Here is a 24,896-nt window from a genome sequence, read left to right on the forward strand (position 1 = left end):
TGAAGACGGCAGTGTGGCGCGTGAAGGTTCGCGTTTCAAATATATTGTTCGATGGTGATCGATACACCGAGTGAATCAATGATCGAACTGCGCCCCCTTCAGCAATTCCTTGCCGTGGCCGAGTTGCTGCACTTCGGCCGCGCCGCTCAAGCGCTGCACATGAGCCAGCCGCCGCTGACGCAGGCCGTGCGCAAGCTGGAGGGGCAGCTTGGCGTGCAACTATTTGAGCGCAGCAGCCGCAGCGTCCAGCTGACGCCTGCGGGAGCTGCTCTGCAGACCTTGGCGAAGAAGCTGCTCGCCGAAGCGGCTGCGCTGCCGGCCGAAGTGAGGGCGGTGGCCGCCGGCCTCGCTGGACGGCTGCGGCTGGCCTTCGTCTCGACCGTCGGCTTTGGCGGGCTGCCGCAATGGCTGCGATCTTTCCGCGATGCCTGCCCGCAGGTCGCGCTGGCGCTGCGCGAGGCGACGCTCGATGTGCAACTGCACGAGTTCGCTGCCGGCAGCGTCGACGCCGGCTTCGTCATTCACACGCCGGGTCAGGCGCCGGCCGGCTTCGAGCGCCTGTCCGTTGGCGTCGAGCCGCTGGTGTTGGCACTGCCCAGCAGCGACCAGCGTCCCAGCGATGCGCAATGCCGGGCGGCCCCGCTCGTCATCTTTCCACGCGACGTTGCGCCCTCGCTCTACGACGCCATCCTGGCCCACCACGGCGGCGCAGGCCAAGATGTGAGGGTAGGGCAGGAAGCGATCCAGATGCAGACCATCATCAACCTGGTCTCGGCCGCCATTGGTGTGGCTTGGGTGCCGGCCAGCCTGCAGGGCCTGCAGCGCGCCGGTGTCGTCTACCGCGCGATGGCCGACGCGCCTGAGGTGGAGACCAGCCTGATCTGGCGTGCCGATGCGCCGCCCGTGGTTGCACGCTTTGTCGAACACATGCGCCACCATGCCTGAAGTCACGCCGGGGAAACCCGGGCGCCGCCGTAGCGCCCTGACGCGTTCAATGCAAACCCCTTTTTGGACACCCCACATGCACCTACGTCTGCTTCCTGTCGCGCTCGCCCTGCTGGCCGGTTCTGCACAGGCCGATCTGCTCAAGGACCCGCAATGGCAGGCCTGGCTGGATACCGGCAGGACTGCCGAGCTGAGCCGTGCTGCGCACGCTCGTATCAAGCTGCAGCCCGACGACGACCAGGCCGCCGTTGCGCTGGCGATGGCCGCCGTCGACGACAACGACGCTGCGCGTCTGGAAGCCAGCCTGCCCGCGCTGCAGGCCTGCACCGACAAGCGTCCGCAGGCCATCTGCAGCTATGCGCTGGGCCGCGTCTACGGCCAGCAGGCCATGTCGGCCAGCGTCTTCAAGATGCCCGGCCTGGCCAGCAAGACCAAGGAGCAGTTCGTCAAGGCGGTCGAGCAGGACCCGCAGCTGTTCGAGGCGCGCAGCGGGCTGACGCAGTTCTACCTGATAGCGCCAGGCTTCGCCGGTGGCAGTGCGGCCAAGGCCAAGGAGCTGGCCGCCGACGTGCAGCCGCGCCAGCCCGAGCAGGCCCGGCTGCTGCGCGCCATGTTGGCCATGAACGACAAGGACTGGGCGGGCGCCGAGCGCGAGTTGGCCGGCGTCAAGCCGGGCGAGGACCGCGCCCTGGTTCGCGAGCTGCGCGGCCAGTGGACGCGGCTGGCGTTCGAGTTCATGGAGCAGAAGAACCTGCCCAAGTCGCGTGGCATCTTCGAAGCGTTGCAGCGTGACCATCCCGGCCATGCAGCCGGCCCCTACGGCCTGGGCCGCGTGCTGGTCGAGATGGGCCAGCCGGACGAGGCGGTCAAGGCGTTGGAGCGGGCTCGCGCGCTGGAAGGTGCCGAGCGCCTGCCCATCGACCACCGCCTGGGTCAGGCCCTGCTCGCCAAGGGCGACAAGGCCGGCGCCAAGCTGGCGCTGGAGCGATTCGTGCAGAACAAGCGCGCCAACCCGCGGAATGTGGAGAGCGCCAGGAAGCAATTGGCCGAGCTGGGCTAAAGCCAACGGCGTAGGGGGCGCTGGCTATGATGCGCGCCGCTTCCGCTAATCCCCCGGGCCATGCTGGTTCATCCGCAGTTCGATCCCGTCGCCCTCCAGCTCGGCCCCGTGGCCGTGCATTGGTATGGCCTCACCTATCTGGTGGCCTTCGGCCTCTTCCTGTGGCTGGCTGGCCGGCGTGTGCGCATGCCCCAGCATGCGGCCGTGGGCTGGACCAAGCGCGACGTCGACGACGTGCTGTTCTATGGCGTACTTGGCGTCGTGGTCGGCGGGCGGCTGGGCTATTGCCTGTTCTACAAGCCCGACTACTACATCGACCACCTCGCCGAGGTGTTCGCGGTCTGGAAGGGGGGCATGTCCTTCCATGGCGGCCTGCTGGGCGTGCTGTTTGGACTGTGGCTGTTCGGGCGCCAGCGCAACCGCAGCTTTTTCGAGGTCTCCGACCTCGTCGCCCCCTGCGTGCCCACCGGCATCATGGCCGTGCGACTGGGCAACTTCCTCAACGGCGAGCTTTGGGGGCGGCAGGCGCCGGCCGACCTGCCGTGGGCAATGATCTTTCCGCAGGCCAACGATGGCGGCATCGCCCGCCATCCGTCCCAGCTCTACCAGGCAGCCGGTGAAGGCCTGCTGCTTTTCGTCATCCTGTGGCTGTATGCACGCAAGCCGCGCGCGACCGGGCAGATCTCGGGCGTCTTCATGATGGGCTACGGCGCCTTCCGTTTCGTGGCGGAATACTTCCGCGAGCCCGATGATTTCCTTGGCCTGCGGGCGCTGAACTGGAGCCAGGGCCAGTGGCTGAGCCTGCCCATGGTCCTGGCCGGTATCGGCATTTTTGTGTGGGCCACCAAGCGCGACGCGAGACCGGCCCAGGGTTGACATGAGACAGATCTTTTTCGACACCGAGACCACCGGCCTGGACGCCGACAAGGGCGACCGCGTCATCGAGATCGGCTGCGTCGAGATGGTCAACCGACAGTTGACCGGCAACAACCTGCACCTCTACATCAATCCCGAGCGCGCCAGCCATGAAGATGCGCTGCGGGTCCACGGCTTGACCGAGGCGTTCCTGGCCGACAAGCCCAAGTTCGCCCAGATCGTCGACCAGTTGCTGAGCTACCTGGCGGGCGCCGAGCTGGTCATCCACAACGCGCCCTTCGACATCGGCTTCGTCAACGCTGAGCTCAAGCGCCTGCGGCGCGGGGTGCTGACCGACCATGTTGGCGGCGTGCGCGACACGCTGCTGATGGCGCGCGACCTCTTCCCCGGCAAGGCCAACTCGCTGGACGCGCTGTGCCGCCGCCTGGAAGTCGACAACACCAAGCGCGTGCTGCACGGGGCGCTGCTGGACGCCGAGCTGCTGGCCGACGTCTACATCCGCCTGACGCGCGGCCAGGACGCGTTGTTGATGGACGACCATGGCGACGCCGGCAACAGCGACATGCAGGTCACCGTCGAGGCCACTGACCTGAGCCGCTTCGAGCTGCCGGTGCTGATCGCTAGCGAGGCCGAGGTGGCGGCCCACGCCAAGCTGCTGGCGGACCTGGACAAGGCGTCAGGCGGCGCCTGCCAGTGGCGAAAGCTCCAGCCCGCACCGCAAGCCGTGGCATAATCGCTGGCTTCGCGAGAAGCCTGATTCGCGTTCAGGGCGGTTAGCTCAGGGGTAGAGCACCACATTCACACTGTGGGGGTCGCAGGTTCGAAACCTGCACCGCCCACCACGGCTCCCGGAGTCGCGGTGGTTCTGAACGCAGGGTATTTCGGTCGTATGGATTGGGCGGTTAGCTCAGGGGTAGAGCACCACATTCACACTGTGGGGGTCGCAGGTTCGAAACCTGCACCGCCCACCAATCCGACACAGGCCGCCAGGCTGAAGATCAACCTGTTTGCAGCAACTCGCCGCACAAGTTCGCCGAGTAAGCGGCCAGTGTCTCGCCGCTTGGCGCAGAGCCTTCGGGCAAGCGTCCCGACGGCGACAGATCCCGCCAAAGAGCCCGCATGCGCGCGTGATCCTCTTCATCATGAATGCCGGATGCCAGCGCTTCCAATGCCCGCCGGTCCATCGCGGTCGGGCGATGCGTCGCGATCTGTTCGCTGATCGCAAGAGCCCAGTCACGCGCCACCAGCCATCGACCGCTGACCGGGTCGAACAACCTCGCCTGCAGACCATCACGACACGCCAGGAAGCGGCTGACCTTGCTCTCGGTGACGTGGCGACGCGGATTCGGCAGATCCAGCTTGCCGTCCAGCACCAGACCTGCCAGTGCGCGCGTGAAAGCGGCCAGATTGACGGCCTTCGTGACCCGCAACGGCGTGTCGAAAACCCGCACCTCGACGGTCCCGAACTCGGGCTTCGGTCTCACGTCCCAGTAGATGTCCTTCAGCGAGTCGGCAATGCCTGTGTTGAAGAACTCCTGTACCAGCGCCTCGAAGTGCGCCCAATCGAGCAGGTAGGGCATTGGTCCGCCATTCGGATACACCAGCGTCTCCAGTGGGCGTGAGGCGGCAAAGCCCGAGTCGCCGTTCTGCAGAAACGGCGACGAGGCTGCCATGGCAATGAACAGCGGCGTGTGGGCCTGGAGGACGTTGGCCACGCGCAGTGCGCTCTCGGCGTCGGGCATGCCGACGTGGACGTGCATCCCGTAGGTCGAGAAGCGTTTGGGCAGGAAGCCGAAGCGGTCGTCCAGCTTGTAGGCGCGCTCCGAAGGGGTCAGGACGCGTTCATTCCAGAACTGGGCGACATGAGTACCGCCTCCGCAGACCGCCAGCCCCCGTGATGCTGCAACGTCCTGCAGTTGCCTGACGCGCGCGGCCACCTCCGCATGCATGGCATCAGCGTCGGTGTGAACGGAAGAGTTCAGCTCGATGGTCGCCTGCGTGGCCTCCAGCGCGAACTGTTGGCCATGCTCCGTGGCCTGCAGCTCTTCCCAGATCGGCAAGCTGGAGGGTGACAACTGGCCCGTGCCGCCATCGATGACCTCGAGCTCAAGTTCAAGGCCGAAGGTCAGACGTTCTGAAGTTGCAAATTCCATGTGTTGGCGTCGCCCTGTGGGCTCCAAAGTCGGATGCCGTCACATTGCGCTAACGCGTCGCTTCACGGGTGTAGGACTTCACCGCCATTTCAGGCCGGGCGGGCAGGCGCCCCATGACCTTGATCGGGCATATCGCATGTCCATGCGGTGGCGACGGTCTCGCGCGGGCGTTCGGCTGCAATACTCGCCGGCAAAGGGAACACGCGTGATCACCACCTTCACCGTCCACAGCGCCTTCGAGCGGATGCCGCGGCACCGCCACGGCGATGCCTATGTGGCGCTCGTGCTTGCAGGCGGCTACGTGGAAGCTGGCGACCGCGGCAGGCTGCGCATCGAGGCCGGGCAGGCCGTCATCCACGACCGGTATGAGTCGCATCGCAACGAGTTCTTCCGCCAAGGCGCGCGGGTGCTGAATCTCCCGCTGGCTGCCGGCGGTATCGACACTGTGCAGGGCCAGGTGGCCGACGTCGATGCCATCGCCCGCCTCGCCGAGCGCGACGCCATCGAGGCCGCCGAATTGCTGAAGGCCACATGGCGCCCCTGCACCACGCGGCTGGACGACTGGCCTGATGCGCTGGCCGCGGCGCTGGCCAGCGACCCGACCCTGAACCTCAGCGTCTGGGCCGACGCGCAGGGCATCGCCCCGCCGTCCATCAGCCGCGGTTTCCGCCGCGCCTATGGCACCACCCCGAAGCGCTACCGGCTGGAGCTGCGCGCCGTGCAGGCACTGCGCCGGCTGCCGGGGTGGCGCGGCTCCATGGCGATGCTGGCCGCCGAGACCGGCTTCGCCGACCAGGCCCACATGACGCGCGCCATCGTCGCAATGACCGGCGTGACGCCGACGCGGCTGGTGGGTTTGAATCCGGGTTAAGTCCGTTCAAGATTCGGCGGGATCGCCTGCCTAGCATCACGGCATGCAACGACGAACACTCCTCTCCGTGCCGCTGATCGCGTCGGTGGCCTCCGCGCTTTCTGCCGAGGCATTGCACGCGCAAGGCAGCGGCGCCAACCGCACGCGCTGGAAGGTGCGCGCCTCCGAAGGCTTCGATGCCATCGCCTTCCTCGGGCCGCTGTCAGGCACGCCGCTCTACCTCGACATCTACGGTGACGATGTGGCTGCCTTCTCGCCGCGCCTGCCCGAGGCCGTTCGTGCCGACGCGGTGCAGCTCTGGCGCGAGGCGAACGAGGATGGCTTCGGTCTGCTCGGTCCCAACCTGCAGGTGCTGTTCTCGGCCCATGGCCACGATGCGACGCTGGACACGCTGCTGGCAGCGCTGCGATCACGGCAGACGTCCATCCTGCCGAGCTACCGGGCGAGCAGCTACTGGAGCGAGGCGGACTGGGCCTGGTTCGACCGTGCGGCGCCGCGGATCGACGCGATCTTCTGCGCGTTGCGAGATGCCGGCTTCGCGGCCTTCCGGCAGGAGCGCATCGGCCCCGACCTGGCGCGCCGCGTCGCCGAGGTGGGCCGGGCCCTGGCCGGGTTCGACGTGATTTCCTGGCAAGAGAAACTGACCGGCCGGACCTTCGATCCGGAGATACAGATCGTGCTGCTGCAGTTCTCCAAGCCCCACGGCATCAAGGTGCAGGGACAGACCTTCTTGCAGGCGGCCGACTACGACACCGCGACGACGGTGCGCATCGCTGCCCACGAGATGCTGCATCCGCCGGTGCCCATGGACGGCCTGGTGGCGCGCGCAGCGCTGGCCGTGTTCGAACGCGACCCGCTCATCATGAAAATCGTGCGCGAGCACGACCCGCGCTGGGGCTACACGACGCTCAAGGGCATGCTGGACGAGGACCTCGCCCAGGCGCTGGACCAACTGATCAGCGAGGCACTGGGGGTGGCCCGCAACCCTGCGGACCGTTGGCGCCGGGCCGATGACGGCATGCACGTCATCGCCGCCGGCCTGTACGGGCTGCTGCGCCAGGACCGCTGGACCGAACGCGGCGGGTCCATCGAGCACTGGCTGGCAGAGGCCGTGCGCCGTGGCCGCTTGAAGCCGGCCGTGTTCCACCCGGTCGCCGCGCGCGTGCTGGAGCGGCCCGTCACGGCGCTTTGGCCTCTGCCCAAGCCGTGACCGATTCGTCAGGCGGTTGACCTTGGCTTGAACATTAACCAAAATGGGTTAATGAACAAGGCGCCGCCTGCCAGCCAACTCGATGATGTGTTCGTGGCTCTGGCCGACGAAACCCGTCGTGCCATCCTTGCGCGGCTGTCCGCGGGGGAAGCCCGTGTGACCGAAGTGGCGGCGCCGTTCGACATCTCGCTGAACTCTGTCTCCAAGCACATTCGCATCCTGGAGCGTGCGGGCCTCGTTGCTCGCCGGCGCTCGGGCCGTGACCACTACCTGAGCCTCAATCCCCGGCCTTTGGCCGAAGCCTCGGACTGGCTGCAGTCGCGCCAGCGGTTCTGGGCTGGCCGGGTGCAGCGGCTTCAGGCGCTGCTCGATGAAGAGGAGGCGAGTCCCCGCAAGCAACCCTCAGGAGTCCGACGATCATGAAGAGCACCGACCATCTTGAAGTCAAAGTCCATCACCGGTTCCGGCAGCCGGCAGAGCGTGTGTTCGACGCCTGGCTCGACGTGGGCCTGGCGCGCCAGTTCCTGTTTTCCACCGACACCGGCGAGATGGTCCGCTGCGACATCGATCCGCGCGTCGGTGGCCGGTTCGTGCTGACGGACCGACGCGCCGACGGCGACGTCGAGCACACGGGGGAATACCTGGTCATCGACCGCCCGAGCCGGCTGGTCTTCACCTTCGGCATACCGGCGGCGTCGCCAAGCTTTGACATCGTGACCATCGAGATTTCGCCCGAGAGCGACGGGGGCTGCACGCTGCGGCTGACGGCGCAGATGCAGCCCGAGTGGAAGGACTACGTGGATCGTGCGGGCCAGGGTTGGCGGCAGATCCTCGAGAGCCTTGACGAAGCATTGGCTTGACAAGGCAGCCCCGCGCGCTGGAATCAGCCGAGGCTGCGAAACCTGCCTTTACATCCTTGCTGAGCCTTCGCTGTCGATCATGGCCGCGGCGCTTCGTCGTCCAGCAGACGGCGCTGTTGCCGTGACCCTCAACGGAGCGAAACATGAACTATGTCGATGGCTATCTGGTCCCGGTGCCCACGGCGAACCGGGCTGCCTATATCGCGCTGGCGCAGGAGATGTCAGGGCTGTTCAAGCAGCACGGCGCGCTGCAGGTGGTGGAGTGCTGGGGCGAGGACGTGCCGGAGGGCAAGGTCACGTCCTTCCCAATGGCGGTGCAGCGCAAGCCCGACGAGACGGTCGTTTTCTCGTGGATCGTGTGGCCGTCCAGGCAGGCGCGCGACGAGGGCATGAAGCAGGTGATGGCGCACCCGAGCATGCAGAAGGGACCGGAAGGCATGCCCTTTGACGGGCAGCGGATGATCTTCGGCGGCTTCGAGGTGGTCGTCGACGCCTGACCGCGCCCGTCCGTCAGCCCGCCCGCACTGTTACCTGAGCCAGCAGGCCCTCGATCAGCTCGATGCCCGGCGGGCTGGCGCCTGCGCCCAGGCAGGCCGCGGCCCCGCCGGCCACTGCAAAGCGCAGGTGCTCCGCCGGCGGCAGGTTGGCGCGTTGGCTCAGCGAGTACAGCAGCGAAGCGATGCTGGCGTCGCCCGCGCCGACCGTGTCTACCACCTCGACCGGCGGCACCCGGGCCTGCCAGCTGGCCGTGCCGACATGCAGCGACGCGCCGGCCGCGCCACGGGTGTAGAGGTAGGTGGCCGCCGGGTTGAGAGCGCGCAGCTTGTCGAAGGCCGCGGCGATGTCGTCGGTGCGGAACAGGCCTTGCAGGTCTTCGTCGGACACCTTCACCACATCGGCCAGCGCTGTCATGCGCTTCAGCGTGGCGTCGTAGGCCTCGTCCATCAGCGCGCGGTAGTTGGGGTCGTAGCTGATGCGCACACCCGCCCGCTTGAGGTCCTCGGCCAGCTCGAGCAGCTTGTTGCTGAGTGGCTGTCGCGCCAGGCTGATGCCGCCGAAATGAACCCAGCCCGCCTGCGCCATCCAGCCCGCAGGCAGCAGCGCAGCGTCGAAGTGCAAGTCGGCGCTGTCGTCACCGACGAAGAAGTATTGCGGCGGCCGGGTCTCGTGCACGATGGCCAGCAGCGGCGAGCGCTTGACGCGCTGCAGGAAGCGCAGGTCCAGGCCGGCCTCGCCGCTAGCGCGCCAAAGCGCATCACCGAACACGTCCTGGCTGATGGCGCCGGCAAAGGCGCTTGGCAGGCCCAACCTCGCCATCACGCGGGCGACGTTCCAGGTCGAGCCGCCGACCAGCGCCTGCCAGCGCTGGTGCTGCGGGTCCTGCACGATGAGATCGGTCAGCGCCTCGCCGGCCGCAACGAAGACGGGGAATTCAGCGCTCATCGTTCAGGCCTTCAGCACGTTGAGCACCTCGTAGCAGGCGCCCATGGTGTGGTAATCGGTCTTGCCGGCGGGGCTCTTCTCGTCGGTCAGCTTGGCGTTCGACGGGCTGAGGATGCGGTACCACGCGCCGTGCTGGTGGTCGACAAAGTGCTCCCAGCTGTAGGCCCAGATGCGGTCGTACCAGTCCCAGTAGCGTGGCTCGCCGGTGCGCTCGGCCAGCAGCGCAGCAGCGGCCAGGCTTTCGGCCTGGACCCAGAAGTACTTGTCGGCGTCGCAGATGGCAAAGCCGTCGCTCTCGGGGCCGAAGCCGTAGCAGATGCCGCCATGCGCGTGGTCCCAGGCCTTGTCCAGCGCGACGTCGAAAAAGCGCTGGGCGAGCGGCGCCAGCCAGTCGGCAGGGCCGGCGAGTTGGTCCGCGTGCCGCTCCAGGATCAGCAGCAGCTTGGCCCATTCCGTCAGGTGGCCGGGCTGGTAGCCCCAGGGTCGGAAGATGTTGGTCTTGTCGTCGCGGTTGTAGTCGGGGTCGACCGACCAGTCCTGGCGGTAGTGCTCCCACACCAGCCCGCCGTAGAGACCCGCCTGGCGCTGCGTGATGTGGCGGGCCAGGGTTTCGGCGCGCAGCAGATAGTCGCGCTCGCCGCTGGCCTCGAAGGCGGCGATCAGCGCCTCGCAGGCATGCATGTTGGCGTTCTGCCCGCGGTAGGGCTCCAGCACTGACCAGTCCTCGCTCGCCTCGTCGGCATACAGGCCGTGGGCCGGCTGCCAGAAGCGCTGCTCCATCAGGTCGAAGGTCTCGCGCAGGTAGCCGCGCGCTTCCGTCACGCCGGCCTGCAGCGCATGCGCATTGGCCAGCAGCACGAAGGCCAGGCCGTAGCAGTGGTTGGTGCCGTCCTGCACGGTCTTCTCGCCGTTGCGCCAGTCGAGCTGCCAGGCGTAGCCGCCGGTGGCGGGGTTGCGGTGCACGTCGCGGATGAAGGCCAGGCCATGGCGCACGCGCGCCAGGTCGTCGGCGTGGCCGAACTGGCGCCAAGCCATCGCATGGTTGAAGACGAAGCGTGTGCTGCTGACGAGGTGGCGCGTTTGGCGGTCGAAGACGCTGCCGTCGTCCTTGTAGAAGTGGAAGAAGCCGCCGCTGTCGTCCACCGAGCGTGGCGCGTAGAAGGCCAGTGTGTGCTGGATGTGGGCCAGCAGCGTGGCGCGCTGGCGGAAGTCGGGCAGGGGCTGGGTCATGTGGCTTGGGGTCAAGGCTTGTTGCCGGCTTGTTGAAGTATCCAGTCGGTGCGCAAGCGGTTCTGTTCGGGCGAGCTGCTGTGGGCCATGTCCGGCGCGATGACCAGGCGCTTGGGCGCCGTGATCGCGTTGTAGGCCGCGTGCAGTGAGGTCGGCGGCGTCACCATGTCGTTGTAGCCCCAGCTGTAGTGGCCCGGCACCTTGACGCGGCGCGCGAAGTTGACGCTGTCGTAGTAGCGGGTCGTGGCCAGCTTGGGCTCGACGGGCTGGTCGCTGAGCTGGCCACTGGGCGAGGTGCGGAACAGCGCGGGCCAGCCGCCGGTGCTGTCCTGCAGATAGCCCGACACGTCGCTGTAGGCCGGGAAGTCGGCCGCCACCGCGGTGACACGCGGGTTCAGCGCCGTCACCACCAGCGACAGCTGCCCGCCCTGGCTGCCGCCAGCGACGACCAGCGTCTTGCCGTCCCACCGCGGGTGGCCGGCCAGCACGTCGCTGGCGCGCAGGGCGCCGAGGTAGACGCGGCGGTAGTAGTAGCTGTTGCGGTCGTCGAGCTGGTTGCGCGGGTACTCGGCTAGCGCCCCGCGGGCGAGTTGTTCGTAGACCTCCGGCGCCAGGTTCACCGGGATGCCGTGGATGCCCACCTGCAGCGTGATGAAGCCCTTCTCGGCCATGGCGATGTTGCCGCGGTAGGGCCGCACGCCGGCGCCGGGCAGGTTGAGCAGCGCCGGGAACTTGCCCTGCGCACGCGGCACCGCCAGCACGCCGTGGAAGCGGCTCGGGCCGGCCCAGTTGCCGACGTTCTGGAAGCTCAGGTAGAAGGCCTCGACCTTGTCGTTGGACAGCTCCGGCGCGGCAACGGTCTGCACGTCTGGCGGTACTTTCGCCAGCGCCTCCTGCTGCCGCCGCCAGAAGTCGTCGAAATCGGCCGGGTCGGCCTGCGTGGCCTGGATGCGCTCGGGCGCGAAACCGGCGGTGGCGACGGCAGCCAGCGTTTTGCCTGCCACTTTGGCGGTGACCAGGCAGCGGATGAAGCCTGGCGCGCTTTGCGCAGGAACCGTCAGCGTCAGGCCCTCGGCTGGCACGAGCGCATCGACCTCGGCGCCCTCGCGCATGTCGGGGCCGAGCCGGTAGCGGATGGGCACGCCGCCGGCCGGGTAGGGCTTGACATTCAACGTGATGCGAAAGCTCGCGCTCGCGCCCAGTGCATAGGTCCAGTCGGCACGGTCCGGCCGTACCGACAGTGCGCCGTCCGCCGACGTGGCCGAAGCCAATGGCGGCAGCAGGATCGATGCGGGCGCCGCGGCGGCGGGGGAGGGCTGGGCAGCGAGGGCGGCGTGGCCAAGCGCCAGCGCCAGCAAGCTCAGGCGGGCCACTTTGATCAAGGGTTGGCGAGTCATGGGGGTGGGGAAGCGCAAGGCGACAGTTTCCGCGCAACTTCGGCGTGCCAGCGGCCGGCCAGGCCCTGCAAGTCTGCAACTGCCGCCTCGCCAACCGCGTTGGCGCGCGGTCATCTGCCGCGGGTTCAAGGCCTGCTTGGCCGCTAAATGACAATAAATCTCATGCGCAAATGAGAATCATGCGCAATAACGTCTAAACTGGGCGTCACTCGGACCCGCGCCCATGGACTCTCTCTCCCACCCCTTGCGCCCACTGCCGCTGATCTCGCGGATCGCTGCTGCCGTCCTCGGCGGCTACGCGTTCTGCTGGGGCTTCGTCGCCTTGGGCCTGAGCGGCCTCTATGCCGCCGGCATGGCTTTCCACGACGCCGAACACCTCAGCAGCATCCTTGGCGTGCTTCTCTTCCTGGTGGTGTTCTGTTGGGCCTTCAGCGTGCGGCGCGTCGGCCGCGTCTGGCTTTTGCTGCTGGGCGGTGGGGCCCTCATGGCCGGCCTGGCCACGCTGACGCAGCGCGCGCTGGTCTGAACTGAAAGGCGCGCGACATGTTCCAGACTTTTCGCCTCTCCATGGCGTGGCTGCACACCTGGTTCGGCCTGGTGCTCGGCTTCGTGCTGATGGTGGTGTTCTTCTTCGGCGCGCTGTCGGTGTTCGACCGTGAGATCGATCGCTGGGCGGTGCCCGAGTCGCGCTTCCAGCCGCAGCCGATGCCGTCCTTTGACGCCATCCTGAAGCCGGCCTTCGAGCGCATGCAGCCGGCCAAGGAGAGCGTGGCCCTGCTGGAAGGCAAGGTCGACGGCGCCATCCCCGAGCGCTTCGACACCGTCCGTCGCTGGGGCGCCTACACCACCCACCGCGACCCGGTCGTCGCCGTCTTCGCCGGCTACAGCGTGCCCAACGCCAAGGATCCGGAGGAGACCGTCTGGGCCATCCATGCGCTGGACCCGCGCGATGGCAAGGTGCTGCCCGATGGCCAGCTGCGCATCGGCAGCCAGTTCTTCTACCCGCTGCACTACAGCCTCAACCTGAACTGGAAGAACCTGGGCACCTGGATCGTCGGTTTTGCGGCGCTGATGATGCTGGCGGCGCTGGTCAGCGGCGTTGTCATGCACCGCAAGGTCTTCCGCGAGTTCTTCACCTTCCGGCGCGACAAGAGCGTGCAGCGCAGCGCGCTCGACCTGCACAACCTGACCGGCGTCGTCGCGCTGCCTTTCCACTTCTTCTTCGCGTTCACGGGCCTGGTCATCTTCGCGGGCATCTACTTCCCGGTGGCGCACACGCAGCTGCATGACCTGCACGAGCTCAGCGAGAAGATCGAGGCGCGCGAGACCGGCCTGCCGCATGACCGCGCCGGTGTCGCCGCGCCGATGGCCTCGGTCGACGCGATGGTGGCCGAGGCGCGGCGGCGCTGGGCGGCCAAGGGCATGGCCGGCGACGTGGGCTACCTCGGCATCGAGCATGTCGGCGATGCCAACGCCTACGTCAGCGTCTACCGGGCCGGCACCGACCGCGTGGCGCTCACGGGCGAGGGCATTCATTTCAAGGCCAGCAGCGGCGAGCTGCTGCGCGAGGACCCGCCGCGCACGGCGGTCGACAGCGTCAACGAATTCCTGACCGGCCTGCACCTGCAGCATTTCAGGCACTGGCTGCTGCGCTGGCTGTATGTGCTGGGCGGGCTGCTGGGCTGCGTGTGCATCGCCACCGGCTTCATCTTCTTCGTCGAGAAGCGCAAGAAGCAGCATGCCAAGTCAGGCGGGCAGGGCAGCCGCATCGTCGACGCGCTGGCCGTGACCACCGTGACCGGCATGCTGATCGCGACGACCGCCATGCTGGTGGCCAATCGCCTGCTGCCCGAGGCCCTGGCCGACAAGGGCGAATGGGAGAAGGCCGTGTTCTGGAGCGCCTGGGGCCTGGCGCTGCTGCACGCCTTCGTGCGCAATGCAGCGGTCGCTCAAGGGCGGCTCAGCCCGGCCTGGCGCGAGCAGTGCGTGCTGGCCGCCATGGGCGCCGTGGCGGCGGTGGTCGCCAATGCGCTGACCACCGGCGACCACCTTTTGCGCACCCTGTCCATCGGCTATTGGCCGGTGGCCGGCGTCGACCTCAGCCTGCTCGCGCTGGCCGCCATCACGCTGCACGCTGCCCGGCGTCTGGGCCAGCGCATGCCCAGCGCGGCCCCCACCGCTTTGAACGGCACGCAGGCCAGCCATGGCTGAGGCCCTGCTGCTGACCGCCGCAGCGGCGGCCGCGCTCGCCGGCCTGGGCTGGCTGGCCCTGGCCATGCAGGTGCATTGGGCGCAGGTCCAACAGGCCGCGCCCCAAACGCCGGCCACCGCGCGCGCCTTGCGCATCGGCGGCAGCGCGGCGCTGGCCGTGTCCCTGGCGCTCTGCCTGGCTGCTGACCACCCGTCGATGGCCGTGCTGGTCTGGCTGATGCTGATCGCCGCTGCGGCGGTGGCCATCGCCATGACCTTGTCGACGCGGCCGGCCTGGCTGCGCCCGCTGTGGCCTGCGCTCCGCAAGGCCTGACCCCGACTCTCTTCACTTACCGCGTTTCCATGCAATCGAAATTCATGACGAGCGCTTGCGCTCTGGCCGCCGCTGCCCTTTTCGCTGACGCCGATGCACAGGCCCAGGCGCCGACGCAGCAGATCGAGTCCGTCGTCGTGACGGGCAAGCGCGCCAACCGCATCTCCAAGGGCGCAACCGGCCTGCCGATGGCACTGAAGGACACGCCCCAGACCATCAGCACCCTCGACAAGGAAGACATGGCCGACTTCGGCCTCACCGGCAGCAACGAAGCGCTGCAACTGGCCACCGGCATCAACGTCGAGCAGTACGAGACCAACCGCGCCACCTTCAACTCGCGTGGCTTCGAGATCCAGCTGACCCAGGTCGACGGCGTCGGCATGAGCAACGACTGGGGCACGGTGGTGGGCCGCCAGGACACCTACCTGTTCGAGCGCATCGAGCTCATCCGCGGCGCCAACGGCTTGCTGACCGGCGTCGGCAACGCTTCGGGCACCATCAATTACGTGCGCAAGCGCCCCACCAACACGGACGGTGGCCAGGTCGGCTTCTCGGCCGGTTCCTACGGGCTCAAGCGCGCCGAACTGGACTACAACAAGGTCTTCAGCAGCGACGGCGCCTGGGCCGGCCGCGTGGTCGTCGCGCACGAGGACAAGGATTCCTACCTGCGCGCGCTGCACGACAAGCGCACGACGCTGTATGGCGTCGTCGACGGCCAGATCGGCAGCAACGGCGTGTTGACGCTGGGCATCACCCATCAGGACGCCAAGCAGCGCTCGCCCATGTGGGGTTCGCTGACGCTGGTTTACGCCGACGGCCGCCAGGCCGACTTCCCTGCCTCGTCCTCCACCTCGCAGGACTGGACCTATTGGAACGTCGAATCCAGCAACGCCTTCGTCGAGTACACGCATGCCTTGACCCCCGATTGGGAAGCGAGGCTGACCTACAACCTGCGGCGTGCCAAGGAAGACGTGCGCCTGCTCTACGCCTTCCCCTTCACCGCCGGCCTCAACAATGACAACACCGGCTTGTTCGGCTGGCCCTACAGCGCCCGGACGAGCACCGACAACCGCCTGTTTGACGCCAGCGTCAACGGCCGCTTCGATGCCTTCGGCCGCTCGCACACGCTGATTGCCGGCATCAGCCGTTCGCACCAGGAGAGCGCCACCGACACGCTTGACTACGACACGACGAAGTATCAGTACCAGGCGCTGCCGGCCTTCCCCTATCCCGGCAATGCCTACACGGAGCCGGTCTGGGGCGCGTCGTCGCCTGCCTCCGGTGGCGAGCAGACCTTGACGCGCTTCTATGCCGCCACGCGGCTGGCGCTGACCGACCAGCTCAAGGCCATCGTCGGCGTCAACGCGATCAAGCTCGAACGCGCTGGCAGCTCGCGCTACGGCAGCGTCTCGCCCAACGACCCTGTCTACCCCGCCACCAAGGAAACCAGCCCCTACGTCGGCCTGACCTACGACATCACGCCGGACATGCTGGCCTATGTGTCGCACTCCGACATCTTCCAGAACCAGGACCAGAAGGGCGCCGACCTCAAGACCTACCTGGCGCCGATGAAGGGCGTCAACCAGGAGCTGGGCGTCAAGGCCGAGTGGCTGGACAAACAGCTGCTGACCACGCTGGCCGTCTTCCGCGCCGAGCAGCACGGCCTGGCCTTCAGGGTCGGCACCAAGCAGGACGAGAACAACCAGCCGGTCGACTACTACGAAGGCCGCGACGTGAAGTCCAAGGGCATCGAGGTCGAAGCCACGGGCCGCATTAGCCAGGACACCCGGCTGACGTTGGGCGCGACGCGCCTGAGCGTCAAGGGCCCGAACGGTGCTGACACCTACGAGTGGATCCCCCGCACGACGGTCAACTTCCGCGCCGATACGCGGCTGCCCGCGCTGCCGGCCCTCAAGCTCGGCATCGGCGGCCGCTGGCAGTCCGACATCAGCAAGACCGCCGGCGCACGCCAGGACGCCTACCTGGTCGCCAATGCCTTCGCCGCCTATGACATCAACGACCGCACCACCGTGCGGTTCAACGTCAACAACCTGTTCAACAAGAAGGCAGTCCAGGGCCTGGCTTATGGCGCCATCTACAACGCGCCGCGCAACTACGCCGTCTCGCTGAACTACCAGCTCTGACCCCGGGATCGCTGCTTGCCCCAACAGGGGCAGTTCGGTCAGTCGGTGGAGGCCCGATGCGGATCTCGATCTGGAAGCGGTATGGCTTTGGCTGGATCACGGGCGGCCTGTTCGTGTTCACGCTGGCAGGGCATTGGCTTTTCGGTTGGTTTGAATACGTCGAGGAACAGCGCGCCCATGGGCAGGCCGTGCAGGCCGGTCAGTTCGCCGTGCAGATGCTGCGCGACACGCTGGAGAACTGGCAGTCCGAGTTCCTGCAACTGTTGTGGCAGGTCGTCGGCCTGACCTACTTCCTCTACATCGGCTCGCCGCAGTCCAAGGAAGAGGACGACCGCCTGGAGGAAAAGCTCGATGCCATCCTCAGGAAGGTCGATCCGTCCAACGCCAACCGGCTGATCGATGAACTCAACGCCCGCTATCCCGGCCGCCACGTGGGCCCGCAGCTTTAGGGTGACGCTGAACGAGCTTCCTCGCGCTGTGTATCCCTGTTTTGGGTGGTTGCGCACGGGGTTCGTCCCACATTGCGCGGCTGGCGGCGCTCAGGCACGATGCCTCGGCCAACCTGCACAACGTGGTGTCAGACCTCGACGATCCCTCTCGACTCACGCTTCTGCGGACGCTTGATCTGCTGCGTCCTCACGAGGACGCGTCGTTCGACCGGGTGACCGCCATGGCCGCGCTGGCTACCGGGCGCCCGACGGCGCTGATCACCTTCATCACGCCCGACGGCCAATGGGTCGCGTCCCGCGTCGGCTGGGACCGCCTCTTCCATCCCTTGTCGGAGTCGTTCTGCGTTCACACCCTCGGCAGCGACGCGCTGCTGCAGGTCTGCGACGCGACGGCCGACCCGCGCTTTCGCGGCAACGTGCTGGTCACCGAGGGGCCGATGGTCAGGTTCTACGCCGGCCAGCCGATCTGCTTCGACGGGCACCTGCTGGGCGCAGTCTGCGTGCTCGATGCCGTGCCGGGCGCGCTCACCCCCGACCAGGTCACCGTGCTCAGGCACCTGGCCGATCTGGTCGCCGACCTGTTGCGCGTGCGGCTGGAGCGCTCGCAAGCCGAGCAGCAGCGGGCCAAGGGCGAGGCGCTGATGGCAGCGCTGGCGCGTTCAGAGGTGACGCTGCGCGAAAGCGAGGAGCGCTACCGGCTGCTGTGGCAGACGACGACCGACGCGGTGCTCATCATCGACGACGCAGCCATCATCCGTTTCGCCAATCCGGCGCTGCAGACCCTCTTCGGCCACAGGCCCGAGGATGTCATCGGCCAGTCGCTCGCGATGGTGCAGCCGCCGCGGCTGCGCGGCGCGCACGACCGCGGCTTTGCCGCCTACCTGCGCAGCGGCGAGCGCCGCCTGGACTGGCGGGCGACCGAGACGATCGGCCTGCGGGCCGATGGCAGCGAGGTGCCGATCGAGGTGGCCTTCAGCGAGCTGGAGGTGGGCGGCCGGCGGCATTTCGCGGCCTTCATGCGCGACCTGACCGAGCGCAACCGCGCCCAGCATGAACTGCGCCGCAACGAGGCCGCACGTCGCGAACTCGAAGACCATCTGCGCCAGACCCAGAAGCTCGAAGCCATCGGTGTGCTCGCGGGCGGCATTGCGCATGACTTCAACAACATCGTCGCCGGCATCCTTGGCAACACCCAGCTCGCGCTGGACGACCTCGACCCGCAGCATCCCGCCGTGCAAAGCCTGCAGCAGATCCGCAAGGCCGGGCTGCGTGGCCGTGAGATGGTCCAGCAGATCCTGACCTTCGCGCGCCGCCGGCCGCAGCGCGCGGGCCATTGCGAATTGCAGGCGCTCGTCGACGAGACCATGAGCCTGTTGCGGCCGACCATCCCCACCTCGGTCAAGATCGAGACACAGCTGCCCGGCCGGCCGCTGCGTGTCTTTGCCGATGCGACCCAGGTCGAGCAGGCCCTCATCAACCTGTGTGCCAACGCCTGGCAGGCGATGGCCGGCCGGCCGGGGCGCATCGTGATCGGCGCTAGCGAGACGCCGCTGGACCGCGAAGCCGCCGAGCGCCTGGGCGGGTTGGCGCCAGGGCGCCACGTGCACCTGTTCGTGCGCGACGACGGCCCGGGCATGGACGAGGCCACCGTCAAGCGCGTGTTCGAGCCCTTCTTCACCACCAAGCCCGAAGGCGAGGGCACGGGCCTGGGCCTGTCCGTCGTGCACGGCATCGTCACCGGGCATGGCGGTGCCATCACGGTGGACAGCGCCCCTGGCAAGGGCACCACCTTCCACATCTGGTTGCCGGCCGGCGACAACGCGGCCGCCACCGAGCCCATGCCGATGCAGCCGCAGCCGGCCCACGGTGCCGGCCGGCATGTCATGTACGTGGACGACGACGAGGTGATGACGCTGATGGTGTCGCGCCTGCTGGAGCGCGCGGGCTACCGCGTGTCCGTCTTCGGCCATGCAACCGACGCGCTGCGGTGCTTCGAGAACGCGCCGTCGGATGTCGACATCGTCGTGACCGACCTGAACATGCCCGGCCTGTCGGGGCTGGACGTGCTTCGCGAGATCCATGCCATACGGCCGGGCGTGCCGGTCGTCATCGGGTCGGGCAACCTGCCGCCCGAGCTGCTGGCGGACGCCGAGCGGGCGGGTGTGCGCGCCACCTTCCAAAAGCAGAACACGCTGGAGGAACTCCCCGCGCTGCTGGCCGAGCTGCTGGGCCTGTAGCTGCCCGGCCGGGAACGGGGTTTGCCGCAGGGCGGCGTGCAGACCGATGCTGTTCCCTCCCGTGCCCCTCAGCGCGTTGCCAAGGCCGACCTGCCTCGCACGGGCGATGCGTCGCGCTGGTCATTGGCCAACTGGTGGGCGCTGATCAAGGCGGCCCTGTCGGCCTGGATCGACGATTACGCGCCCAGCATGGGGGCGGCGCTGTCCTACTACACGGTGTTCTCGCTGGCGCCGCTGCTGGTCATCGTCGTGTCGGTGGCGGGGCTGTTGTTCGGCGACGAGGCCGTGCGCGGCGAGCTGTTCGCGCAGATCGCCGGCCTGATGGGGCCGGAGGCGGCCAAGGCCATCCAGGACATGCTGGCCGCCGTCAGCAAGCCTGGCGCCGGAGCGCTTGGCACAGTGGTCGGCGGCGTCGTGCTGCTGGTCGGCGCGACCACCGTGTTCGCCGAATTGCAGGACGCCCTGGACCGCATCTGGCGCGCGCCCGCCAGGTCCGGGTCCAGCGGGTTGTGGGGGCTGCTGCGCGCGCGGCTGCTGTCCTTCGGCCTGATCCTTGGTGTGGCCTTCCTGCTGGTGGTGTCGCTCGTCACCAGCGCGGTCATCGCCGCATTGGGGAAGTGGTGGGGCGGCTGGTTCGAGGGCTGGGAGATGCTGGCCCAGGGCATCAACACGGTCGTTGGTTTCGGCCTCACGACCGCGGTGTTCGCGCTGATCTACAAGGTCATGCCGCGCGTCAAGGTGGGCTGGGGCGACGTGTGGGTGGGCGCGGCGGTGACGGCGCTGCTGTTCACGCTGGGGCGCCTGCTCATCGGCCTGTACATCGGCAAAAGCGGCATCGCCAGCGGCTTCGGGGCGGCCGGCTCGGTGGCCATCGTGTTCGTCTGGGTCTATTACTCGGCGCAGATCTTTCTGGTCGGGGCCGAGTTCACTTGGGTCTATGCCCACCGCATGGGCTCGCTGCGCCATCGCTCGGCAAGCTAGCCGGCAGGAATTGCAAGGCATGCGGTTTGCCTAAGCGTGCACGAACACGAAGCGCCCTTGCCAAGGGCGCCATTCCGTTTCGTCACCTGGAGACTCCATGCCCACGCCTCGCAAGACCGCCCGCGGCTCGTCCGCCGCTGCCAAAGCTGCCGCCCGCAACACCGACAGCGGGCCAGCCAACCCGATGGCGGCCAGCGACGGCGACTTTGCCGCCCGCAAGATGGCGGAAACCGGCGAGATGGCCGCGGCCATGCCCGCCAACCCGAACAAGGCCGCCGAACATGGCGCCGCGAACGGGCAGAACCCGCCGGTCGGCGCCACCGTCGCGCCGCCCTCGCGCCTGCCGGCGTCCAGCACGCTGACCGAGGTCAACGTTTCGCCCAAGACCGGGGAGGCCCCGGCCGAAGGCAACAACCCCACCAACGGGCCGTTGACGCGCGTGCGCGTCGACAGCAGCGGCCGGCACCTGACCACCAACCAGGGCGTGGCCATTGCCGACAACCAGAACTCGCTGAAGGCGGGCACGCGCGGGCCGGTGCTGCTCGAAGACTTCATCCTGCGCGACAAGCTGACCCACTTCGACCACGAGCGCATCCCCGAGCGCATCGTGCATGCGCGCGGCTCGGCGGCGCACGGCTTCTTCGAGGCCTACGACGCCATCCCGCACCTCACCAAGGCGGCACCCTTCCAGCAGGCCGGCAAGATCACGCCGGTGTTCGTGCGCTTTTCTACCGTGCAGGGCGAGCGCGGCTCCAAGGACACGGCACGCGACGTGCGCGGCTTCGCCGTCAAGTTCTACACCGACGAGGGCAACTGGGACCTGGTCGGCAACAACATCCCGGTCTTCTTCATCCAGGACGCGATGAAGTTCCCCGACCTCGTGCACGCGGTCAAGCCCGAGCCCCATCACCAGATGCCGCAGGCCGCCAGCGCCCACGACACCTTCTGGGACTTCGTCTCGCTGATGCCCGAATCTACCCACATGCTGATGTGGGTCATGAGCGACCGCGCCATCCCGCGCTCCTACGCCACCATGCAAGGCTTTGGCGTGCACACCTTCCGCCTCGTCAACGAGGCCGGTGAATCGTCCTTCGTCAAGTTTCACTGGACCCCGAAGTACGGCACGCATTCCCTGGTCTGGGACGAGGCGGTCAAGATTTCCGGCGCCGACCCGGACTACCACCGCCGCGACCTCTGGGAGCGCATCGAGGCGGGTGCCTTCCCCGAGTACGAGCTGGGCCTGCAGGTCTTCACCGAGGAGCAGGCCGACAAGTTCTCGTTCGACATCCTTGATGCCACCAAGATCATTCCCGAGGAGTTGGTGCCCATCCAGCCCGTCGGCCGCATGGTGCTCAACCGCAATCCCGACAACTTCTTCGCCGAGACCGAGCAGGTCGCCTTCTGCACGGCCAACATCATCCCGGGCCTGGACTTCACCAACGACCCCCTGTTGGCCGGCCGCATCCATTCCTATGTGGACACGCAGATCAGCCGCCTGGGCGGCGCCAACTTCCACGAGATCCCGATCAACGCGCCCATCGCGCCGGTGCACAACAACCAGCGCGACGGCATGCACCGCCAGGCCATCAACCGGGGCCGAGTGGCCTACGAGCCCAATTCGCTGGCCGGCGGCTGCCCATTCCAGGCCGGCGCGGCGCAAGGCTTCACCTCCGTGGCCGCCCGGTTGAAGGCCCGCGAGGACCAGGCCAAGGTGCGCGCCAAGCCCGAGCTGTTCGCCGAGCACTACAACCAGGCCGCGCTGTTCTTCAACAGCCAGACGCCGGCCGAGCAGGCCCACATCGCCGCGGCCTTCCGCTTCGAGCTGAGCAAGGTCACCGTGCCGGCCATCCGCCAGCGCGTCGTGGCCATGCTGCGCAATGCCTCTGAGACGCTGGCCGCCCAGGTGGCTGCCGGCCTCAACATGAACCCGCTGCCTGAGCCGATGCCGCGCGCGCTGACCCGCAAGCTCAAGCCCGAGGTCACCAACTCGCCGCCGCTGTCGTTGATGGCACGGCCGGGTGACGGTTCGGTCAAGGGCCGCAAGGTGGCCATCTTCGTTGCCGACGGCTGTGCGGGCCAGAGCGCGGCCGACGTGCACGCCGCGCTGCTGAATGCCGGCGCGGTGCCGCGCTTCGTCGCGCCGCGCATCGGGCCCGTCGCGACGGTGGACGGCGTGGTGATCGAGGCCGACGCCTCGCTGGAGAACGAACCCGCCTTCCTGTTCGACGCCCTGGTACTGCCCGACGGCGACGCGGCCGTCATCGCGCTGTCGGCCGACGGTCATTCGATGGAAGGCATCCGCGACCAGTACCGCCACTGCAAGACCATCCTGGCGCTCGGCACCGGCGCCGACCTGCTGGACCTCGTCGGCCTGCCGCGCACGCTGCCCAACGGCGAACCCGACCCCGGCCTGACCATCACGGCGGACGCGTCCACCGGCGCCGCCGCGCTGATCGGCGGCCTGGCGCGCCATCGGCACCCCGAGCGCGAGACCGATCCCCCCGTCGTTTGACGCGGGGCGGCCGCCTCAGTGGCGGGGCAGCGAGCGCTCCGCTGCCGCCTCGGCCAGCACCGACTCCAGCTTGTCGATGTCCATCGGCTTGACCAGGTGGTGGCGAAAGCCGACGGCGGCGCTGCGCTCGCGGTCGTCCAGCGTGCCGTAGCCGCTCATCGCGATGGCATAGACCGGGTGCGACGGGCTGAGCTGGCCCAGCAGTTCATAGCCCTCGCCATCGGGCAGGCCGAGGTCGGAAATGATGACGTCCACGTCGGTGTGCCGCAAATCTTGCACCGCCTGCCTGATCGTGCCGGCGCTGCTGACCTGGTGACCCATCACCTGCAGCAGCTGCGACAGGATGTTGCGGGTGTCCTCGTTGTCCTCGACGACAAATATCCGCAGGCCGCCACTGGGTTGGGTAGAGCTGGTCGCCATCACCGCCTCACACTTCTGTCAACGGCAGATGCATGGCAAATGTCGCTCCCTGGCCGCGGCCGGGGCTCTGCGCCAGCAGGTGGCCGCCGTGGGCTTCGACGGTGGCCTTGGAGATCGACAGGCCCAGCCCCAGCCCGCCAAACTCGCGCGCCACCCAGGTGCCGCCCTGCACGAAGGCCTCGAAGATGCGCGGCAGCGTCTCGGCGTCAATGCCCACGCCGTTGTCGGTGATGGCCATGACGAAGCTGCCGTCCTGTACCGAGGTCGTCAGCTGGATCAGGCCCTCGGGCGGCGTGAATTTGCAGGCGTTCTTCAGCAGGTTCCACACCACCTGCTGCAGCCGGTGGCCGTCGCCGACGATGCGGTGCTCGGGCGCGTCCAGCGTCAGTTCCAGCTGCTGCTGTTTGTCACGCAGGTCGGGTTCGCAGATCTCGCAGGCGCTGCGGATGACCTGGTGCAGGTCGACCGGCCCGCGCTCCAGCGCCAGCGTGCCGCGCGAGATGCGCGTCAGGTCGAGCAGGTCGTCGATGAGGCGCGACTCGACGGCGATGTTGCGGTGGATGAGCTCCAGGGTCTGGTGCACCTCGGCCGGCATGTCCTTGCGCCGTGACAGCAGCTGCAGCGCCATGACGGCGGGCGTCAGCGGCGTGCGCAGCTCGTGCTACAGCACGGCCAGGAACTGGTCCTTGGCGGCATTGGCGGCCTCCAGCGCGGCGCGCGCCGCCTCTTTGTCGTGCAGCGCCTGCAGCAGGTCGGTCCGGCTGCGCTCCAGCTCCTGCTGCGCGAAGCGGGCGTCGGTCTGGTCGCGCAGGATCTTCAGGAAACCGACATGGCGGCCCTCGCCGTCCAGCATCTTCATCATGACGCCGCTGGCCCAGAACAGGCCGCCGTCCTTGCGCTTGTGGAAGCGGTCATCGCCAGCGCGGCCCTCGGTGCGGGCCTGCCCGGCCTCGGCCTCGGGCGCACCGGCGATGCGGTCTTCCTCGGTGAAGATCATGTCACCGCTGCGGCCCACCGCCTCGGCCTCGCCATAGCCCAGGATGCGCTCGGCACCCGGGTTCCAGCCGGTGATGCGGCGCTCGGTGTCGGTCGTGAAGATGGCGTATTCGCGGGCGTTTTCCAGCACCATGCGCAGGTGCTCGTCGCTGTTGCGCAGGGCCGCCTCGGCGCTTTTGCGCTCGGTGATGTCCACGCAGACGGCGATGACGGAGCCGGCATCGCTTTCGGTCGCCGGCAAGGCCGTGACGCTGTTGTGAACCCAAACGGCGCTGCCGTCGCGGCGCAGCACGCGTTTCTCGATCTCGTAGGACTGGCCCTGGTGCAGCAGCCGGTCCAGGCGCTCACGGTGCAGGGCCATGTCGTCCGGATGCACCAGCCGGTCCACCGGCATGCCGACGAGTTCCTGCTCGGCGTAGTCGAGCAGGCTGCACATGCGGCCGTTGACGAAGGCGACGCGGCCCTGCAGGTCCACCTGCAGCACCCCGACGGTGGCCTGGTCGACGATGGCGCGAAAGCGCGCATCGGCATTGCGCAGCGCTTCCTGGGTGCGCTTGCGCTCGGTGATGTCGACGAAGGTCAGCACGA

Annotated in this window: 24 protein-coding genes and 2 tRNA genes; 19 read left to right on the top strand and 7 right to left on the bottom strand. The window is 68.0% G+C overall.

What is annotated here, in order from left to right; all coding sequences use genetic code 11:
- Positions 1-78 precede the first annotated feature (78 nt).
- From ASC81_RS18230 to ASC81_RS18255, 6 genes are all read left to right on the top strand, one after another.
- Positions 79-945 (top strand): LysR family transcriptional regulator, encoded by an 867-nt coding sequence (locus tag ASC81_RS18230; protein WP_082536631.1) that lies wholly within the window; start codon positions 79-81, stop codon positions 943-945.
- Positions 946-1,021: 76 nt separating this feature from the next.
- Positions 1,022-2,005 (top strand): lipopolysaccharide assembly protein LapB, encoded by a 984-nt coding sequence (locus ASC81_RS18235; RefSeq protein ID WP_056270151.1) that lies wholly within the window; start codon positions 1,022-1,024, stop codon positions 2,003-2,005.
- A gap of 60 nt (positions 2,006-2,065) precedes the next feature.
- Positions 2,066-2,881, top strand: coding sequence for a prolipoprotein diacylglyceryl transferase (lgt, locus tag ASC81_RS18240; RefSeq protein WP_056270152.1), 816 nt, complete (start codon positions 2,066-2,068; stop codon positions 2,879-2,881).
- Between the two features lies 1 nt (position 2,882).
- Positions 2,883-3,614: a DNA polymerase III subunit epsilon gene (gene dnaQ / locus ASC81_RS18245; protein ID WP_056270155.1), complete on the top strand. Its 732-nt coding sequence runs from the start codon at positions 2,883-2,885 to the stop codon at positions 3,612-3,614.
- Positions 3,615-3,648: 34 nt separating this feature from the next.
- A tRNA-Val gene (locus ASC81_RS18250) sits at positions 3,649-3,723 on the top strand.
- A 54-nt stretch (positions 3,724-3,777) separates the two neighbouring features.
- A tRNA-Val gene (locus ASC81_RS18255) sits at positions 3,778-3,852 on the top strand.
- Positions 3,853-3,879: 27 nt separating this feature from the next.
- On the opposite strand, the gene ASC81_RS18260 is transcribed toward ASC81_RS18255, so the two are convergent.
- Complete coding sequence (locus ASC81_RS18260) at positions 3,880-5,034, bottom strand: YbdK family carboxylate-amine ligase (RefSeq protein ID WP_056270158.1); 1,155 nt, start codon at positions 5,032-5,034, stop codon at positions 3,880-3,882.
- 205 nt (positions 5,035-5,239) lie between these two features.
- Between ASC81_RS18260 and ASC81_RS18265 the strand changes: the two genes are divergently transcribed.
- From ASC81_RS18265 to ASC81_RS18285, 5 genes are all read left to right on the top strand, one after another.
- A complete protein-coding gene (locus ASC81_RS18265) occupies positions 5,240-5,905 on the top strand; it encodes a helix-turn-helix domain-containing protein (RefSeq protein ID WP_056270160.1) in 666 nt (221 codons plus the stop codon).
- A gap of 43 nt (positions 5,906-5,948) precedes the next feature.
- A complete protein-coding gene (locus tag ASC81_RS18270; RefSeq protein WP_156392258.1) occupies positions 5,949-7,115 on the top strand; it encodes a hypothetical protein in 1,167 nt (388 codons plus the stop codon).
- 51 nt (positions 7,116-7,166) lie between these two features.
- On the top strand, positions 7,167-7,538 hold the full coding sequence (locus ASC81_RS18275; RefSeq protein ID WP_056270164.1) for a helix-turn-helix transcriptional regulator: 372 nt from the start codon (positions 7,167-7,169) through the stop codon (positions 7,536-7,538).
- Positions 7,535-7,975: an SRPBCC domain-containing protein gene (locus tag ASC81_RS18280; RefSeq protein WP_056270167.1), complete on the top strand. Its 441-nt coding sequence runs from the start codon at positions 7,535-7,537 to the stop codon at positions 7,973-7,975. Before ASC81_RS18275 ends, ASC81_RS18280 begins: the two co-directional genes overlap by 4 nt.
- Before the next feature lie 143 nt (positions 7,976-8,118).
- Positions 8,119-8,472: a DUF1428 domain-containing protein gene (locus ASC81_RS18285; RefSeq protein WP_056270170.1), complete on the top strand. Its 354-nt coding sequence runs from the start codon at positions 8,119-8,121 to the stop codon at positions 8,470-8,472.
- Positions 8,473-8,485: 13 nt separating this feature from the next.
- On the opposite strand, the gene ASC81_RS18290 is transcribed toward ASC81_RS18285, so the two are convergent.
- From ASC81_RS18290 to ASC81_RS18300, 3 genes are read right to left on the bottom strand one after another with little or no spacing between them, the layout of a single operon-like run.
- Positions 8,486-9,418 (bottom strand): carbohydrate kinase, encoded by a 933-nt coding sequence (locus ASC81_RS18290; protein WP_056270171.1) that lies wholly within the window; start codon positions 9,416-9,418, stop codon positions 8,486-8,488.
- 3 nt (positions 9,419-9,421) lie between these two features.
- Positions 9,422-10,648: an AGE family epimerase/isomerase gene (locus ASC81_RS18295; RefSeq protein WP_156392260.1), complete on the bottom strand. Its 1,227-nt coding sequence runs from the start codon at positions 10,646-10,648 to the stop codon at positions 9,422-9,424.
- A gap of 11 nt (positions 10,649-10,659) precedes the next feature.
- Positions 10,660-12,045, bottom strand: coding sequence for an acetylxylan esterase (locus ASC81_RS18300; protein WP_162245924.1), 1,386 nt, complete (start codon positions 12,043-12,045; stop codon positions 10,660-10,662).
- A 223-nt stretch (positions 12,046-12,268) separates the two neighbouring features.
- Between ASC81_RS18300 and ASC81_RS18305 the strand changes: the two genes are divergently transcribed.
- The 8 genes from ASC81_RS18305 (at position 12,269) to ASC81_RS18340 (ending at position 22,892) form a co-directional block, all read left to right on the top strand.
- Positions 12,269-12,571: a hypothetical protein gene (locus tag ASC81_RS18305; RefSeq protein WP_056270181.1), complete on the top strand. Its 303-nt coding sequence runs from the start codon at positions 12,269-12,271 to the stop codon at positions 12,569-12,571.
- Between the two features lie 17 nt (positions 12,572-12,588).
- On the top strand, positions 12,589-14,256 hold the full coding sequence (locus ASC81_RS18310) for a PepSY domain-containing protein (protein ID WP_056270182.1): 1,668 nt from the start codon (positions 12,589-12,591) through the stop codon (positions 14,254-14,256).
- Positions 14,249-14,569, top strand: coding sequence for a DUF3325 family protein (locus tag ASC81_RS18315; protein WP_056270185.1), 321 nt, complete (start codon positions 14,249-14,251; stop codon positions 14,567-14,569). The genes ASC81_RS18310 and ASC81_RS18315 overlap by 8 nt, the downstream gene beginning before the upstream one ends.
- Before the next feature lie 29 nt (positions 14,570-14,598).
- On the top strand, positions 14,599-16,713 hold the full coding sequence (locus ASC81_RS18320; RefSeq protein ID WP_056270189.1) for a TonB-dependent siderophore receptor: 2,115 nt from the start codon (positions 14,599-14,601) through the stop codon (positions 16,711-16,713).
- A 56-nt stretch (positions 16,714-16,769) separates the two neighbouring features.
- On the top strand, positions 16,770-17,162 hold the full coding sequence (locus tag ASC81_RS18325) for a DUF6766 family protein (protein WP_056270190.1): 393 nt from the start codon (positions 16,770-16,772) through the stop codon (positions 17,160-17,162).
- 212 nt (positions 17,163-17,374) lie between these two features.
- The gene (locus ASC81_RS18330; protein WP_255354451.1) at positions 17,375-19,399 is read left to right on the top strand and encodes a PAS domain S-box protein; all 2,025 of its coding nucleotides are present in this window, start codon (positions 17,375-17,377) and stop codon (positions 19,397-19,399) included.
- Positions 19,400-19,489: 90 nt separating this feature from the next.
- The gene (locus ASC81_RS18335) at positions 19,490-20,380 is read left to right on the top strand and encodes a YihY/virulence factor BrkB family protein (protein WP_369820869.1); all 891 of its coding nucleotides are present in this window, start codon (positions 19,490-19,492) and stop codon (positions 20,378-20,380) included.
- Between the two features lie 97 nt (positions 20,381-20,477).
- Positions 20,478-22,892 (top strand): catalase, encoded by a 2,415-nt coding sequence (locus ASC81_RS18340; protein WP_056270194.1) that lies wholly within the window; start codon positions 20,478-20,480, stop codon positions 22,890-22,892.
- 15 nt (positions 22,893-22,907) lie between these two features.
- On the opposite strand, the gene ASC81_RS27100 is transcribed toward ASC81_RS18340, so the two are convergent.
- Genes ASC81_RS27100 through ASC81_RS27110 form a run of 3 tightly spaced genes read right to left on the bottom strand, consistent with a single transcriptional unit; the run spans position 22,908 to position 24,894 of the window.
- Positions 22,908-23,312 (bottom strand): response regulator, encoded by a 405-nt coding sequence (locus ASC81_RS27100; protein WP_056270197.1) that lies wholly within the window; start codon positions 23,310-23,312, stop codon positions 22,908-22,910.
- A gap of 7 nt (positions 23,313-23,319) precedes the next feature.
- On the bottom strand, positions 23,320-23,940 hold the full coding sequence (locus ASC81_RS27105) for a sensor histidine kinase KdpD (RefSeq protein WP_056270199.1): 621 nt from the start codon (positions 23,938-23,940) through the stop codon (positions 23,320-23,322).
- A 33-nt stretch (positions 23,941-23,973) separates the two neighbouring features.
- Positions 23,974-24,894 (bottom strand): PAS domain-containing protein, encoded by a 921-nt coding sequence (locus tag ASC81_RS27110; protein WP_056270202.1) that lies wholly within the window; start codon positions 24,892-24,894, stop codon positions 23,974-23,976.
- Positions 24,895-24,896 lie beyond the last annotated feature (2 nt).

It is taken from the genome of Pelomonas sp. Root405, from assembly GCF_001425165.1.
Classification (GTDB): Bacteria; Pseudomonadota; Gammaproteobacteria; order Burkholderiales; family Burkholderiaceae_C; genus Pelomonas.